General features: G+C 39.4%; 17 protein-coding genes. 12 read left to right on the top strand and 5 right to left on the bottom strand.

The window, feature by feature from the left end; genetic code table 11:
- Positions 1 to 165: 165 nt before the first annotated feature.
- The 6 genes from CBF31_RS08485 (at position 166) to CBF31_RS08510 (ending at position 5,436) form a co-directional block, all read left to right on the top strand.
- A complete protein-coding gene (locus CBF31_RS08485; protein WP_126832020.1) occupies positions 166 to 1,311 on the top strand; it encodes a cysteine desulfurase family protein in 1,146 nt (381 codons plus the stop codon).
- 69 nt (positions 1,312 to 1,380) lie between these two features.
- Positions 1,381 to 1,767: a hypothetical protein gene (locus CBF31_RS08490; RefSeq protein WP_126832022.1), complete on the top strand. Its 387-nt coding sequence runs from the start codon at positions 1,381 to 1,383 to the stop codon at positions 1,765 to 1,767.
- 4 nt (positions 1,768 to 1,771) lie between these two features.
- A complete protein-coding gene (locus tag CBF31_RS08495; RefSeq protein ID WP_126832024.1) occupies positions 1,772 to 2,113 on the top strand; it encodes a DUF1831 domain-containing protein in 342 nt (113 codons plus the stop codon).
- A 70-nt stretch (positions 2,114 to 2,183) separates the two neighbouring features.
- Entirely contained in the window at positions 2,184 to 3,044 is an 861-nt protein-coding gene (locus CBF31_RS08500) for a PhzF family phenazine biosynthesis protein (protein WP_170167915.1), read from the top strand.
- A 124-nt stretch (positions 3,045 to 3,168) separates the two neighbouring features.
- Positions 3,169 to 4,299: a tRNA 2-thiouridine(34) synthase MnmA gene (mnmA, locus tag CBF31_RS08505; RefSeq protein WP_126832028.1), complete on the top strand. Its 1,131-nt coding sequence runs from the start codon at positions 3,169 to 3,171 to the stop codon at positions 4,297 to 4,299.
- A 420-nt stretch (positions 4,300 to 4,719) separates the two neighbouring features.
- Positions 4,720 to 5,436, top strand: a complete 717-nt coding sequence (locus CBF31_RS08510) for an MIP/aquaporin family protein (RefSeq protein WP_281272816.1) — start codon at positions 4,720 to 4,722, stop codon at positions 5,434 to 5,436.
- A 34-nt stretch (positions 5,437 to 5,470) separates the two neighbouring features.
- Here CBF31_RS08510 and CBF31_RS08515 read toward each other — a convergent pair whose 3' ends face one another.
- The 4 genes from CBF31_RS08515 to cls all read right to left on the bottom strand — a co-directional run bounded on the left by CBF31_RS08515 (position 5,471) and on the right by cls (position 10,173).
- Positions 5,471 to 6,247 carry an acyl-CoA dehydratase activase gene (locus CBF31_RS08515; RefSeq protein WP_126832030.1) on the bottom strand — a complete coding sequence of 259 codons (777 nt, stop codon included), beginning with the start codon at positions 6,245 to 6,247 and terminating at the stop codon, positions 5,471 to 5,473.
- 5 nt (positions 6,248 to 6,252) lie between these two features.
- Entirely contained in the window at positions 6,253 to 7,410 is a 1,158-nt protein-coding gene (locus CBF31_RS08520; RefSeq protein ID WP_126832032.1) for a double-cubane-cluster-containing anaerobic reductase, read from the bottom strand.
- Between the two features lie 310 nt (positions 7,411 to 7,720).
- A complete protein-coding gene (locus tag CBF31_RS08525; RefSeq protein ID WP_126832034.1) occupies positions 7,721 to 8,038 on the bottom strand; it encodes a DUF3139 domain-containing protein in 318 nt (105 codons plus the stop codon).
- A 611-nt stretch (positions 8,039 to 8,649) separates the two neighbouring features.
- Positions 8,650 to 10,173: a cardiolipin synthase gene (gene cls / locus CBF31_RS08530; RefSeq protein ID WP_170167916.1), complete on the bottom strand. Its 1,524-nt coding sequence runs from the start codon at positions 10,171 to 10,173 to the stop codon at positions 8,650 to 8,652.
- Between the two features lie 116 nt (positions 10,174 to 10,289).
- Here cls and CBF31_RS08535 point away from each other — a divergent pair, with 116 nt between their 5' ends.
- The 6 genes from CBF31_RS08535 (at position 10,290) to sufB (ending at position 16,078) form a co-directional block, all read left to right on the top strand.
- Positions 10,290 to 10,730, top strand: coding sequence for a GNAT family N-acetyltransferase (locus CBF31_RS08535; RefSeq protein WP_126832038.1), 441 nt, complete (start codon positions 10,290 to 10,292; stop codon positions 10,728 to 10,730).
- Positions 10,731 to 10,880: 150 nt separating this feature from the next.
- Complete coding sequence (sufC, locus tag CBF31_RS08540) at positions 10,881 to 11,648, top strand: Fe-S cluster assembly ATPase SufC (protein WP_126832040.1); 768 nt, start codon at positions 10,881 to 10,883, stop codon at positions 11,646 to 11,648.
- Between the two features lie 19 nt (positions 11,649 to 11,667).
- The gene (gene sufD / locus CBF31_RS08545; protein WP_126832042.1) at positions 11,668 to 12,951 is read left to right on the top strand and encodes a Fe-S cluster assembly protein SufD; all 1,284 of its coding nucleotides are present in this window, start codon (positions 11,668 to 11,670) and stop codon (positions 12,949 to 12,951) included.
- Positions 12,951 to 14,186: a cysteine desulfurase gene (locus CBF31_RS08550; protein ID WP_126832044.1), complete on the top strand. Its 1,236-nt coding sequence runs from the start codon at positions 12,951 to 12,953 to the stop codon at positions 14,184 to 14,186. The genes sufD and CBF31_RS08550 overlap by 1 nt, the downstream gene beginning before the upstream one ends.
- Positions 14,173 to 14,655: a Fe-S cluster assembly sulfur transfer protein SufU gene (gene sufU / locus CBF31_RS08555; protein WP_126832047.1), complete on the top strand. Its 483-nt coding sequence runs from the start codon at positions 14,173 to 14,175 to the stop codon at positions 14,653 to 14,655. Before CBF31_RS08550 ends, sufU begins: the two co-directional genes overlap by 14 nt.
- 19 nt (positions 14,656 to 14,674) lie before the next feature.
- On the top strand, positions 14,675 to 16,078 hold the full coding sequence (sufB, locus tag CBF31_RS08560; RefSeq protein WP_126832049.1) for a Fe-S cluster assembly protein SufB: 1,404 nt from the start codon (positions 14,675 to 14,677) through the stop codon (positions 16,076 to 16,078).
- Positions 16,079 to 16,161: 83 nt separating this feature from the next.
- On the opposite strand, the gene CBF31_RS08565 is transcribed toward sufB, so the two are convergent.
- On the bottom strand, positions 16,162 to 16,581 hold the full coding sequence (locus CBF31_RS08565; protein ID WP_126832051.1) for a GIY-YIG nuclease family protein: 420 nt from the start codon (positions 16,579 to 16,581) through the stop codon (positions 16,162 to 16,164).
- Between the last annotated feature and the right edge of the window lie 34 nt (positions 16,582 to 16,615).

The raw sequence follows: 16,615 nt of genomic DNA on the forward strand, positions 1-16,615 counted from the left end.
GATTATGTTGTTATTTTAAAATACGTCGGAAATGATACAAAAAGGGATAAAATAAAGGGAATTAATTTTATTGCTTAAAAAGGGTCTAGCCTTTTGAAACTCCTAGGGACATAGGGTATACTAACAAGTATTAAGTGATTATAAATTCAGGAAGAAGTGAAGATAATGGCGACGATTTATTTAGATAATAGTGCCACCACACCGATGCATCCTAGTGTAATAGAAAAAATGACACACGCGATGACAACCTTCTATGGCAACCCGTCAAGTGTGCATCATTTAGGCAGAGAGAGTCATGCCCAGTTAACTAAAGCAAGACAACAATTGGCAAAAAGTATCCACGCTAACGAAGACGATATTATTTTGACTAGTGGCGGAACAGAAGGCGATAACACCGCTATATTCCAAACAGCATATGCTCGTCAGTCTTTAGGCAAACATATCATAACATCTAGTGTCGAACATCCGGCGGTGTCTAGTTGCATGACTAGATTAGCTGAAGAAGGATTCGCTATTACTTATTTACCTGTGAATGCTAAGGGAGAATTAACTATAGAACAAGTATCTGAAGCGTTAAGAGAAGATACTATTTTAGTTTCTCTAATGTGGACAAATAATGAAACAGGTGTGATGTTTCCAATTAAAGAAGTAGCTGACTTACTCCAAGAGCACCAAGCTTATTTCCATACTGATGCGGTACAAGCCTACGGGATTGAAGAGATAGACGTAACCGAATGTCCAGTTGATCTACTGAGTGTTAGTGGTCATAAGATTAACGGACCAAAGGGAACTGGCTTTTTATATGTGAAGTCAGGTCTATCGCTCCCTTCATTTATGGTTGGCGGTGACCAGGAAGAGAAACGTCGTGCTGGAACTGAGAACCTACCAGGTATTATAGGATTGGCAGAAGCTGCGACACTTTTGACAACCTCAGAAAAAGCAGACCGTCAAGCACGTTATCTTGAGTTTCAAGAGATGATAATAAACCGTCTAGAATCAGAAGATATTGATTTCGAAGTGAACGGTCAAACGTCACATAAATCCGCTCATATTTTAAATCTGTGGTTCAAAGGAATTTCTAGCAACATGTTATTAATGCACTTAGATTTAAAAGGAGTTGCGATTTCAATCGGCTCGGCTTGTACAGCAGGCACAATCAAACCTTCCCATGTTTTAGAAGCGATGGACGTGGTCGGGTGTCAACGTGCGACAGAGTCTGTACGACTAAGTTTTGGATACAGTAATACACCAGAAGAAATAACAGAATTTTTAGACCTACTCGTTCCAATTTTGAAACGTCTAGCTAAGTAAAATAACATAGACGAGGAAAGCCTTTATTAGTATAATGATAAAGAAGACAAATAAAGGTGGACATAAGGAATGCCAATAGGTTTAGTTGTTAAACTTCTTAAAGTCTTATTTAAGAAGAAAAAGACAAAAGGAAAGCAAAGTCCTTTAAATCGCTGGTTGATGGAAAAGGCGTTAGTGTCTTTATTGCCGCGTAGTGTGCGCAAGCAATTGAAAACAGCAGAAGATATTAAAGAGATTGTGTTTCCTCATAAAGAAACAAAGTGGGAAAAGTTACAAAAAGGGTTATTCCCAACGAAGAAACAGCAAAACCAAGCGAAACTCCAAGAGCAACTTGGAAAAATTAGTGGTGGAAAATTAGGCAACAAAAACGCAGAGAAGATGACAACCAGTGAGGGACTAACTATTATGAAGATGATTGCCCAAGCTGTTTTAACTTTAAAAAAGAAAGAAGGATAATACGATGAAAAAAGAAGCAACAGTATTAGGATGCCCAGTAAGCTATAGATTAACTGAAACAACTAAAAAATATACATTACGAGATAATGGGTTTCAAGAAACCAATGCCGGAAATTTCCAATTAGTTCGTCCGTTAGATGCAACGCCTCAAAGTAAACAAGGCTTTAAATTAAAAATTACAGTTTCTAAAGACATTGATGCAATGAAAATGTCAGTGACAACTGCGAATGGTTTAAAAGCAGTGGATATCTTTAAGAACGAGAGCTTTAAAATGAATCAAGATAAATTCTATTTCTTAATGGACGGCATGATTGACCGTGGCTGTTTTGAAAAAGTAGAGGGTTAAACCGTTAAACTCCTAAAGACTACGTATGTGGCCTTGGGAGTTTTTTTTATCTAGAAAAGGAGGAGCTATCATGTTAGAACGAGTAAGGAAAGTGTCCGTCTTTACGACGTCACCTACAAAAGGGAATCCAGCAGGCGTAGTGTTAGGTGCTGACGATTTAAGTCGCGATGAGATGCAAGTGTGCGCTAAAAAAGTGGGGTTAAGTGAGACCGTTTTTTGTTTAAACAGTGAGCATGCGGACTTGCGGTTACGTTTTTTTATGCCAGACAAAGAAACGCCTTTATGTGGGCACGGGACATTAGGGGCAGTATGGTTATTTCTTAAAGAGAGTGACACCCTCATTTCCAAAACGATAACCGTTGAAACGGAAGCTGGACAACTGACCTTAAACTATGATGAGCTAACAGAGGAATTGACGATGTCGCAGTGTCCGTATCAGAGTCAGCCTTTTAATGGGGAACGTCCAGCCTTATGCCGAGTATTGGGAATTTCTGAAGTGGATTTAGCCGAAGAGCTACCTTTGGAATACGGTTCGACAGGAGTTTGGACACTATTAGTCCCTGTTAAAAATGCTGAAACCTTAGAGCAGATGCAGGCTGATAACCAACTGTTTCCGCACGTGTTAACCGATTATCCTTATGCTTCCATCCATCCCTATGCCCCAAGTCAAAAAGAGGGAATCGATTATGAAGCGAGACATTTTTCGAGTGCGACTGCCGGAGTGACGGAAGATCCGGTAACAGGGACAGCATCAGGGAGTATGGTAGGTGCACTAGCTAAATACAGTAAATCGGACCAGCTAGAATTGACGATAGAGCAAGGTCTATCGCTTGGAAAAGAAGGAATGGTTAGAGCAAATGCTTCGAAGAATCAAACAACTGGTGAGGACACTATTAGTATTTCCGGACGTTGTTGTTTAGGTGAATTTTAAAATAAATCGACTTTCTGAGGCAAAGAGATGAAAAATAACACAAAAGAGTCTATAATAGAAAAGACTGAAATCCGACCTTCAAATCGTAGTAATTTCAGAATCTGAAAGAAATGATGGTGTATGTATGACAACTGATAACAGTAAAATCAGAGTAGTAGTAGGAATGAGTGGCGGCGTTGATTCGTCAGTAACAGCCTTACTTTTAAAAGAGCAAGGGTATGATGTAGTAGGAATCTTCATGAAAAACTGGGACGATACCGACGATAACGGGGTATGTACCGCAACGGAAGACTACAAAGATGTGGCGAAAGTGGCAGACCAAATTGGAATTCCCTATTACTCAGTTAACTTTGAGAAAGAATATTGGGACCGTGTGTTTGAATATTTCTTAGATGAATACAAACGTGGCAGAACGCCAAATCCTGATGTTATGTGTAACAAAGAAATTAAATTCAAAGCCTTTTTAGACTATGCGATGGAATTAGGTGCTGATTACGTGGCAACAGGACATTACGCTCAAGTTGTTCGTGATGAAGATGGCCGTTCTCGCATGTTGCGTGGCGTAGATAATAATAAAGACCAAACGTATTTCTTAAGTCAATTGTCACAAGAGCAATTGTCTAAAACAATGTTCCCGCTTGGTCACTTAGAAAAACCAGTGGTACGTGAGTTAGCAGAAAAAGCTGGACTTGCGACAGCGAAGAAAAAAGATTCAACTGGTGTTTGCTTTATCGGTGAGAAAAACTTCAAAGAATTCTTAGGCAAATACTTACCAGCTAAACCAGGTAAAATGGTGACAGAAGATGGTGAAGTAAAAGGCGATCACGGTGGCTTGATGTATTATACAATCGGACAACGTCAAGGTTTAGGAATTGGTGGCGGTGGTAAAACACAAGAACCATGGTTTGCTGTTGGTAAAGATTTAAAAACAAATACTTTATATGTTGGCCAAGGTTTCCATCACCCAACTCTTTATTCAACACATTTAGAAGCAAGTGGTGTTCATTTCACTTTTGATGAAAAGCGCCCGACTGAATTCAAATGCACAGCGAAATTCAGATACCGTCAAACAGATACAGGTGTGACGGTACGCTTCACGAATGACGAACAAACAGAAGCAGTTGTGACATTTGATGAACCTGTTCGTGCGATTACACCAGGGCAAGCCGTTGTCTTTTATGACGGCGACGAATGTCTAGGTGGTGGGACAATTGACCGTGCTTTTTATAATGAAGAAGAGCGTCAATATATCTAAACTTAACTTTAAAACTTCTTTCTTAAGCGAGAAAGAAGTTTTTTATTTTTCACAAAAATAACAGGTTTTATGATGAAAAAGTAAGCGTTTTATGAGATAATGAAGGCGTGGTATGAATGAGTTTAAAGCTTTAGATCCACTCTTAATAAAAGGTCAGTTATTATTACTATTATAAAAATAGGAGTGGAACTCAAACATGTCGACGACTTGTGATAGGAGTGTGATAAAATCTGCTAGATAAATCGGCTCACCATCAATAAGTAGTTCAAGATAGTCGGTTAAACTATCTGAAAGAACTGTCTCTTTTTTGAGTATCTACTAGTTATATATGGCTAACTTTATTATTACAAAAAATAATTAGTCGATCGTTCGATGTTGTAGGGCAATGCAGCAGAGAGCAGACCAAAGGAGAGAATCAGCGTGAACGGAAATATGTTACAGATTTTTAGTGAATTTTTTGGAACAGCTATTTTAATTTTATTAGGTGACGGGGTATGTGCCGCTGTCAATTTGAAGAAAAGTAAAGCAGAAGCATCAGGTTGGATTGTTATTGCAATGGGATGGGCAACTGCCGTAACGATTGCAGTTTATTTCTCAGGATTTATGGGGCCTGCGCATTTAAACCCAGCGGTAACGATTGGGAATGCTGTAGCAGGTAACTTGGAGTGGAATTTAGTTTTACCATTTATTATCGCACAAGTATTAGGTGGGATTGTCGGAGCAGTATTAGTTTGGGCGATGTATCTACCGCACTGGGCTGAAACAAAAGACCAAGGTGCGATTCTTGGAACATTTGCGACAGGGCCTGCGATTAGACATTATCCAGCCAATTTAATATCAGAAATTATCGGGACTTTTGTACTCGTATTCGGTTTACTAGCAATGACACAACATCAATTTGCTGATGGGGTTAACCCAATGGCAGTTGGCGTGTTAATCTTAGCAATTGGGTTGTCACTGGGTGGGGCAACAGGTTATGCCATCAACCCAGCTCGTGACTTAGGACCGCGTATTGCGCATCAACTGTTACCAATAGCAGGAAAAGGATCATCTGACTGGGCGTATTCATGGGTACCGGTGGTTGGACCAGTCATTGGGGCAGTCATTGCAGCAGGAGTATTTGGTTTAATCGTATAGAATTAAAAAAGCACTAGCCTCGGCTAGTGCTTTTTTAGGTGTTCAGTTTTTTGTAACCTAAGCGAGCGGCCCCAATTGCTCCAGCATATTGAGCAAGTGGATCAGTGACAACCTCGGTATCAAGATGGTCACTTAAAATGGCACGGATTTCATCACTTTGAGCCAAGCCGCCTGATAGAAAGACAGGCTGATCTCTTTTATAACCAAGTTTAACTAATTGATTACTAATCCGTTGAACAATTGACGTCAACACGCCTTTAGCTATAGCTGAGCGATTTTCACCTTGTGCCACTAAACTGATGACTTCAGATTCAGCAAAAACAGTACACATACTGTTAATTTTTACAGGAGTAGCGCCTTTGACAAAAGCATCCAAATTCTCAATATCTTCACCTAATGTCCGCATTAAAACTTCCACAAAGCGGCCAGTTCCGGCTGCACATTTATCATTCATATTGAAATCGGAGACGCCACCTTTTGGATTAAGGCTAATGGTTTTACAGTCTTGCCCCCCAATATCAATCAGTTGTGTCGCACTTGGTAATAAATAGTGAACACCCGCAGCGTGACATGAGATTTCAGTGATACACGTTGCTTCTTCTAATAGCTTACGTCCATACCCAGTCGTAATAATTGGAAGACCGTCTGTGTCTCCTTGTGGCAAGACCCCGAGTAACCCATTTTTAATAGTTGTCATGGCGTGGTGTGGGTCTCCAGCTGTAGGAACGAGTAACTGGTGACAAATAGTTTCGCCATCGTACAAAACACCTTTAGTTGTAGTAGAACCACTATCAATGCCAATAATATACATGAAATCTAACCTCCAATCATCTCAATAAAGGCCGTACAGCGTGTATTGATTTGTTCGATATCAGAAGTAGAATAATCGGTTTCTAGATACATATAAGGCACGTCTTTTTCTTCTTGGCAGAAGCGTTTGATTTTTAATGACTCAAGAGCAAAGGGATGACAAGCTTGTAATACCATATCAATCACACCGTCAACTTGATACTCATCAATCATCGTATCAAGTAAATCAATTCGAGTTTGGTTGTTAGACATGCAGGCACAGCCAATATCTAAATACTTTTCAGTTAAAGCATCATAATTTTCCTTCTCTTCATCGACTAAACGTTCAACAGCCTTAGCGACAGTACAATTTTCATAGGCAACAATCACACCACCGTTATCCTCAACGGCACGAATGACTTTTTCAGTTACGCCGCCAATAGGTGAGCCGGTAATTAAAATCCGAGGTTTCGCCTCAAGTCGTTTACCCTCAGCGTATTCCGCTTTTACTTTTTCAGTTATGCCATCTAGGCGGTCAATTAGATCTGCTTTATCCAAAGTATACTGAGCACCGTACATCACTTTAAAAATTTCTTCTCCGGTTAAAGCAGGTGGATTCAACTTGCCAAGGGAATAAAAATCTTTTTTAGCTTGGCGTTCTTTATTTTTAAAGACAATCGCATCATGAATCGCTTCTTCTGTGATCGTGACATTTAGGAATTCTTCTAGTTTTTCTTTGTAACGAACAATTTCATCACGCCATAGTGCAATACTTGCAGGAGTGTCTCGTTTATTAGGGAGGTGCATGATGTAGCACGGCTTAAAATCAGCCATATATTCATACATTTTCTTTTTACCGTCACAAGTGGTTTCGCCAACAACTAAATCTGAAAAATAAAAATAAGGGCACTTATCGGTTTTACCAAAGCCGTAACTTGATTTGATTAAGGGACAAAGATTGCGAGGGAGATCTTCTTCAGCTGCACTAATCGTTTCATCGGATGTAGAGCACAGACTAATTTGTAAAGCACCAGCAGCCATTGCAAGTTCTTCTGGTAAAAATGTGCAATAAGCACCGATAATCGGGACACCTTGCTCCTTTAGTTCTTTCACTGCTAAAAAGCCTTGTTTTCTTGCCTCACCAAAGTCATTAAAAATGGCAGGCAATTCGGTAATGATTTCCATAATAAACCTCCTAATTAAACTTAAAATGATAACGCTTTCTGAATAACAAGTGAATTATATCACAACTAGATGGAGAAAGAACCTTATTCGTGAAAACAGTGTATTTAAAGGATGTATTTTGATAGTTGGTGATAGAGATGACGGATTTTAGATAGAGAATGTGAGGTGGTGAATTAGATTGATGTTAAAAAAAGCAGGCTATTCAAGGAGCGAATAGTCTGCTTTTCTTCTAACATATTTGATTATGAGCAATAGTACATACACTGTTATTTTTTTACAGAGTGGTACTTAAAAGAAGCGATGCTACTTTTTATTCTGTGATGTATTTTTCTGTAGTCTCTAAAGGATTTCCGTGCTCATCCCAACCATAACTAAATACTTTTTTATTCCCATCAACATTAAATTCATAAGTATTTTTATCTTCATCTTTAAATGTGATTGTTTGATAATAAGCCCCTCGTTTTATATCGTATTCATTAATTATTTCTTTGGTATCTTTTGACCAGTTTGTTTTATCTAAAAAATTACTTATTGTTGAATAAGTCGTATACTTTTCATATTGTTTAACACTGAATGCTGTTAAAATTAAAATTCCTAAAATTGAGAGTATTGTTATGCTTTTTTTCATTAGTAATGGACCACCTTTTGTTTAAAAATAGTTTGGTACGGGGATAACTATAGTGCTAGTACGAAAACAGTTAATGAGGTTATATGATTTGAAGAGTTCCAGTATCCAACCTCTAACCACCGAAACTCGAAACTTATAGACGTGTTCGTTTCGGCAGAGGTGGTACTACTTCACTCGTTTTCTCAACTTTTAGAAAGCAAAAGTGTGAGTGAACGAGTTCCAGTATCCAACCTCTAACCACCGAAACTCACAACTTACAGACGTGTTTTTGTTGTTAGCTTCTGCGGTAATTTCAGAAAAAGCAGGCTATTCAAGGAGCGAATAGTCTGCTTTTCTTCCAATCATTAAGAGTTAAACGCTAAGCTTCATAACTTATAGACGTGTTCGTTTCGGCAGAGGTGGTGCTACTTCACTTGTTCTCTCAACTTTTAGAAAGCAAAAGTGTGAGTGAACGAGTTCCAGTATCCAACCTCTAACCACCGAAACTCACAACTTACAGACGTGTTTTTGTTGTTAGCTTCTGCGGTAATTTCAGAAAAAGCAGGCTATTCAAGGAGCGAATAGTCTGCTTTTCTTCCAATTACTTGAAGCTGAGCAACATCAAAAACAACTTACATCAACGGAGCGAAGACGTTTAGGATGGCTCTTCCTAGGTGGGTGAACCAGCGTATGTCGCGGGCTTTTTCTAGGGTGATTTCTTCGCAGAGTTTTTCGGTTTCGACGAAGTCGTTTAGGAGTTGTGGGATGGCTTCTGTTTTATACATCCACACCCCGCACTCGACGTGTAGGAATAGGCTACGGTAGTCCATGTTGACTGTTCCGACTGTTCCGTATAGGTCATCAACTACAAATGTTTTAGAGTGGATGAATCCTGGTGAGTATTCAAACACGCGGACACCGGCTTCTATTAGTTGTTCGTAGTTTGATTTTGTAAGAGCATGGACGTAAGCTTTGTCGGCAATGTGTGGTGTTTGTAGTCGCACATCGATGCCGCCTTTTGCTGCGGTACATAAAGCTTCCATTAATAAGTTATCAATAATTAAGTAAGGGGTTGTAATGTAAATATATTTTTTAGCACGAGCGATTAGGCTTAGGTAAACATTTTCGCCGAGCATTTCGTTATCAAATGGTAAATCAGTATACGGTTGGTAATAGCCAACGGCATTTTTTTGTTCAGTGTAACCTGGGAAGTAGTCGGTATAAGGACGTTCTTCAGGTCTTTGGAAATCCCAAAGTGAGAGGAACATCAGTGTGAATCCCCATGCTGCATCACCTTCCATTTTAATGGCGTTATCTTTCCAGTGACCAAAACGTTGAATCTCATTAATGTATTCGTCGGCTAAGTTAATGCCACCAGTAAAGGCAACTTTCCCGTCAATAATCGCCATTTTACGGTGATCGCGGTTATTAAAGATAGATGATAAAACAGGTACAAAAGGATTGAAAACAGAGCATTTAATCCCCATTTTCTCAACTTTTTTGTGGTAACCTTCAGGCAACGTGAAAAGGCAGCCGAAATCATCGTACATCAGACGAACGTCTACGCCTTCTTGAGCTTTACGAACCATAATTTCTAAAATTTCATCCCACATTTTACCTTCTTCAATAATGAAGTATTCCATAAAGATGTACTTCTCAGCTTTTTCTAGTTCTTCTTTCATGGAAGCAAAAGCTTGCTCGCCAAATGGAAGGTACTCGCTGGTTGTGTTTTTGAAGATGGGGATCCCACCTTTGTTAGTCAGATAATTCGATTGGAAGATTGCATCTAGATTGCCATCTTCAATCTCTAAGTAAGGAATGGTTTCTTTAACCGCGTCTTTTTCTTTTTGGAAAACCAGTTCCATGCGGCGTTTAAATTTCTTGCTGACACGTAAACGGCCAAAGACGATATAAATGACTGTCCCAAAGATAGGCAGCAAGGTTACTGGGATTAACCAAGCAATCTTGTAAGCGGGTTGACTGCGATCGTTAATAATATGTAGTACGGCAGCAACCGATACTATAATATAGACAACATAGAAATACACAAAGTCATCTTGTAGGAAGAGAATACTTCCAAATAATAGCGCCAACTGTAACAGTAAGAGTAAGACAACAAGCGTTACGCGGTGCGTTAATAATTTTAATAGTTTCATCAAGTGATCTCCTTTAGTTCAAACTTTCCTTAAAAAAGGCATAATTACTTACTGATTATACCTTAAAAGTATCGTATAGTATAATTATTAAGATGAATAATAGGAGGATTAACGAGATGAAAAAATGTGTAAAAACAGCAGACTTAACACCGAAAGAATTGGTAACGATTTTTAAAGAAAGAACAGCAGTGTTCGTCGTGGAGCAAAATTGCCCCTATCAAGAAGTAGATGATGTGGATTTTGATGTCCTACATTATGGTATTTGGTCAGAAGAAGGCGACTTAAAAGGCTACACGCGTATTATTGATAAGGGAGAAACTATCAGCTTCGGACGTGTTTTAGTGACGCAAGCATTCCGTGGTCAAAAATTAGGGGATGAATTAGTAGCAGGTACGATTGAAGAAATTAAAACACGTTTCCCAGGAAAAGACGTTGAAATTTCAGCCCAAACTTACTTACTTCCGTTTTATCAAAAATTCGGATTTGAGATAACATCTGAGACCTATTTAGAGGACGATATTGAGCACAATGACATGTTATTGAAAGCATCAAAATAAGGCGTTCAATTTGTAATCGTTATAAATAGCGAGAAATAAAAGTCGGGAAAACCTTAAAATATAAGCTCTATCATTTGAAATTCATTCTCAATTAGGATAAACTGAAAAGGAAGTTTTAAAGACAAAATTTAAATACGGAGGTCATTGCTAATGTCTGTTTTAGAAATTAAAAATTTACATGTGTCAATTGAAGATAAAGAAATTTTAAAAGGTGTTAATTTAACAATGAACACTAACGAAATCCATGCGATTATGGGACCAAACGGAACGGGTAAATCAACATTATCTGCTGCTATCATGGGAAATCCTAACTACGAAGTGACTGAAGGAGAAATTCTTTTAGATGGCGAAAATATCTTAGAATTAGAAGTAGACGAACGCGCTCGTGCGGGTCTATTCTTAGCAATGCAATACCCAAGTGAAATCCCAGGTATCACAAATGCTGAATTCATGCGTGCTGCAATGAATGCAAAATGTGACGAAGATGACAAAATCTCAGTAATGAACTTTATCAAAAAATTAGATGAGAAAATGGCATTATTAGACATGTCAGAAGATATGGCTGAACGTTATTTAAACGAAGGCTTCTCAGGTGGAGAGAAAAAACGTAACGAAATTTTACAATTATTAATGTTAGAACCAACATTTGCAATCTTAGATGAGATCGATTCAGGTCTTGATATTGATGCGCTTAAAGTGGTATCAAAAGGAATCAACGAAATGCGCGGCGAAAACTTTGGCGCATTAATCATCACTCACTACCAACGTCTACTTAACTACATCACACCAGATGTTGTTCACGTAATGATGGACGGACGTGTAGTTAAAACAGGTGGAGCAGAACTTGCTAAACGTTTAGAAGCAGAAGGTTATGCAGGAATTAGTGAAGAATTAGGAATCGAATTAGCAGCAGAATAAAAAAGGAGGACTAGATACTATGAAAACAACAGATATGACAACTTATCTAGGCAATATCCAAGCTTATTCAGCTAGCCAAGGAGAACCTGCTTGGATGCTTGCTAACAGAGAAGCAGCCTTAAACTTAATTAACGATTTAGACTTACCACAAATCGAACGTGTCAAAATTGACCGTTGGGATTTAACAAACGTGGTAGAGTTTGAAGAAACAGTGGATTTTGATGGGGTTTACAGCTTTGATGTAGCCAAAGATAATCCATTATTAGTTCAACACGGCAACATTACGATTGCTGAGCAAATGCCAGTATCATTAATGGAAAAAGGTGTTATTTTTACTGATATCTTTACAGCGATGCAAGAACATGAAGACTTAGTTAAAGAGGCTTACATGACTTTAGCAGTCAAAGCAGATGAAGATAAATTAACAGCGTTCCATGCTGCCTTTATGAGTGGCGGAATGTTCTTATACGTTCCTAAAAACGTTGTGATTGAGGAACCGATTGAAGCCATTTTCTTACAAAATGCAGCGTCAAATACTAACTTTGTCAAACACGTGTTAATCGTGGCTGACGAAAATTCACAATTCAACTACTTGGAACGTTTCCAAACAGTAGGCGAAGGTGACGTGAAATCAACAGCGAATATCGTCGTTGAAGTTATCGCCAAACAAGGCGCTCGTGTGAAATTCTCGGCGATTGACCAATTAGGCGAAAACGTAACAGCTTACTTAAACCGTCGTGGTCACATTATGCGTGATGCGTCAGTTGACTGGGCGATTGGTGTGATGAACGAAGCGAACGTAGTAGCGGACTTTGATTCTGATTTAGTGGGCGAAGGCGCGCACTCAGAAGTAAAAGCTGTTGCGATTAGTTCAGGTCGTCAAGTACAAGGAATTGATACACGTGTGACAAATATGGCTCCTCATTCAGTGGGACATATCTTACAACACGGTGTGATCCGTGACCGTGGAACGTTAACATTTAACGGAATTGGTCATATCCTAAAAGGCGCTAAAGGAGCAGACGCACAACAAGAAAGTCGTGTGTTAATGTTATCTGACGATGCTCGTGGAGATGCTAATCCGATTCTTTTAATTGATGAAAATGAAGTAACAGCAGGACATGCCGCTTCAGTTGGTCGTGTTGACCCTGAAGAAATGTACTACTTAATGAGTCGTGGTTTAAGACGTACAGAAGCAGAACGCTTAGTTATCCGTGGGTTCTTAGGTTCTGTCTTAACAGCGATTCCTGTTAAAGAAGTGCAACAAGAATTAGCAGAAGTTATCGAAAGGAAGTTATCGTAATGTTAAACGCAGCCGCATTAAAAAAAGAGTTTCCGATTTTAGATCAGAGTGTCAATGATGAACCGTTAATTTATTTGGACAATGCGGCTACCACTCAAAAGCCCAAAGCGGTTTTAGAGAGCCTTACGACTTACTACCAATTAAATAACGCCAATGTTCACCGTGGTGTTCATACTTTAGCAGAGCGTGCCACTCATGATTATGAAGCCGCTCGTGAAAAGGTGAGAGCCTTTATCAATGCCAAAGAAACCGCGGAAACATTGTTTACTCGTGGTACGACAACCAGCTTAAACTGGATTGCAAGAAGCTACGGGTTGGCAAACTTACAACCTGGTGACGAGATTGTGATTTCTTACATGGAACATCACTCAAATATCGTGCCGTGGCAAGAGGTTGCCAAACAAACAGGGGCAACATTAGTCTATATCGAGTTAACCCATGATGGCTTACTGGATATGGCAGATGCCGCAACTAAAATAACACCTAAAACTAAAATCGTATCAATCGCCCACGTCTCTAACGTACTGGGTGTGACGAATCCAATTAAAGAACTTGCAGAGATGGCTCACGCTGTCGGTGCAGTGATGGTAGCGGATGGCGCTCAAGCAGCTCCTCACATGCCAGTGGATGTACAAGCACTAGACGTGGATTTCTATGCCTTTAGCGGTCACAAATTATGTGGCCCAACCGGGATTGGCGTTCTTTATGGTAAGCGTGCCTTACTAGAAAAGATGGAGCCCGTGGAATACGGTGGTGAGATGATCGATTTTGTTTACGACCAAGAAAGTACGTGGACTGAGCTTCCGTGGAAATTTGAAGCTGGGACACCTAACATTGCAGGTGCGATTGCATTAGGCGCAGCCATCGATTTCTTAAATGATATCGGAATGGACGAGATTCATGCCTATGAAGAAGCCCTGACTAAATATGTGATGCCAAAACTTCAAGCTATTGACGGCCTGAAGATATATGGCCCACAAAAAGCCAGCGACCGCGGTGCGGTGATTTCCTTTAACTTAGATACCGTTCACCCTCATGACTTTGCAACGGCAATGGACATGCAAGGTGTGGCTGTCAGAGCAGGTCATCACTGTGCCCAACCGTTGTTACGTTACTTAGACGTGCAATCAACGGCGCGAGCAAGCTTTTACTTTTACAATACCTTTGAAGAGGCTGACCAATTTGTGGCAGCCGTCATTGCAGCGAAGGAGTTTTTCGAAAATGGCGCTATCTAGATTAGACAACTTATACCGTCAAGTGATTTTAGACCATTCTAGCCACCCTCATCACCATGGGGAACTAGAAGAGGCCGATGCACAGATTGAATTAAACAACCCAACATGTGGCGACGTGATTCAACTGCATTTAAAACTTGATGACAACCAAACAATCAAAGACATCAAATTCTCTGGCAGTGGCTGTTCAATCAGTACCGCTAGTGCAAGTATGATGACCGATGCCGTAATCGGGAAAACAACGGCGGAAGCCTTAGATTTAATTAATAGCTTTTCTGAGTTAGTCCAAGGAAAAGACGTGGCAAACTTAGACGCTTTAGGTGACGCACAGATGCTTGCAGGAGTTGCGAAATTTCCAGCACGTATCAAATGTGCCACACTAGGGTGGAAAGCATTAGAAAAAGGCATTCACGAGAACCAAACCATGACAGTTGAGAAAACCTGTCACTGTGACGACTCTCATAACTAACCAGTAAAGGAGACCCATAATGAGTGAAGAAGTAACAGGAATTGAACTAGAAGAATATAAATATGGCTTCCACGATGACGTGGAGTCAGTTTTTGAAACAGGCAAAGGCCTATCAGAGGATATTGTCCGTGAAATCTCAAAGGTCAAAGAAGAACCAGAGTGGATGTTAGACTTCCGCTTAAAATCATTAGCGGCCTTCAATAAAATGCACATGCAAGAGTGGGGACCTGATTTATCAGATATCGATTTTGATGCCCTAACTTACTATAAAAAAGCAAGTAACGAAGCAGCACGCGACTGGGAAGATGTACCAGATAAAATCAAAGAAACCTTTGAACGTATCGGAATTCCAGAAGCTGAGCAAAAATACTTAGCTGGTGCGTCAGCACAGTATGAATCAGAAGTGGTTTACCATAACATGAAAGATGAATTCTCAAAATTGGGCATCATCTTTACAGATACAGATTCAGCACTGAAAGAACACCCAGAAATCTTTAAAGAGTACTTTGCAAAATTAGTTCCCCCAACTGACAACAAACTAGCAGCCCTAAACTCTGCAGTATGGTCAGGTGGAACCTTTATCTACGTTCCTAAAGGGATCAAATGTGATGTGCCCCTACAAACGTATTTCCGTATTAACGGCGAAAACATGGGTCAATTTGAGCGTACGCTAATCATCGTAGACGAAGGCGCAAGTGTTCACTACGTAGAAGGTTGTACCGCTCCAACTTACTCAACAAACAGCTTACATGCGGCTATCGTAGAAATCTTTACACGTAAAGATGCTTACTGCCGTTATACAACCATCCAAAACTGGTCAGATAACGTCTACAACTTAGTAACAAAACGTGCGAAAGCCTACGAAGGCGCAACAGTAGAATGGATTGATGGGAACTTAGGTGCCAAAACAACGATGAAATACCCAAGTGTTATGTTAGACGGAGAAGGCGCTCGCGGTACAATGCTATCCATCGCATTTGCTGGTGAAGGTCAAATCCAAGATACTGGGGCGAAAATGATTCATAACGCACCAAACACATCATCATCAATCGTGTCTAAATCAATCGCTAAAGACGGCGGCGAAGTGAATTACCGTGGACAAGTAACCTTCGGTAAGAAGAGCGCAGGCTCTATCTCGCATATCGAATGTGATACTATCATCATGGACGACAAGTCTAAGAGTGATACAATTCCATTTAACGAGATTCACAACAGCCAAGTAGCGTTAGAACACGAAGCGAAAGTATCAAAAATCTCAGAGGAACAATTATACTACCTAATGAGCCGAGGCCTATCAGAAGGCGAAGCCACAGAGATGATTGTCATGGGATTCGTAGAACCATTCACCAAAGAACTACCAATGGAATACGCAGTCGAACTAAACAGACTGATCCAGTACGAAATGGTAGGATCTGTGGGGTAATAATGATAAATGAAAAGCTAGCAACCTTTGATATAGAGGTTTCTAGCTTTTTTTGTTTTGTTTGAAAAGTTATTTTATAGCAGTTAGTTAAAAGTTTTAATTTTATGATACTTATTAAATTTTAAAATTCTTGAAAAGATTCCAATGAAAAACTTTTCTAGTTCTTTTATTTCTTCTTTTTCAGTTAAAGGTATATATGAGAAAAAGTAATTATTCCTCACAAACTTTGGACTAACACCAAAGTTTTTAGCCCCAGTATCACGTTTAGTTTGATGTTGTCTAATTCGATCTTTAAGTTTTCTTTTTGAGTGAGGTTTTGTATTTACTCCGGATTGTCCCACATAAATTAATTCTTTTTTCTCATTAAAAACAAAGTAAACTCCAATAACTTGATTATTAATAAAGTGATTATTTAATTCAGAAAACTTAATCTTAGGTAGTGGATCAATATAATTTTGTATTACGGTTTGTTCAACAGTATTTAGTATTATTGATTTGTCCATTATTATTTCACGTTCTTTCTAAAAGTTGATTTGT

The sequence above is a fragment of the Vagococcus fessus genome, from assembly GCF_003987565.1.
Taxonomy (GTDB): Bacteria; Bacillota; Bacilli; order Lactobacillales; family Vagococcaceae; genus Vagococcus_D; species Vagococcus_D fessus.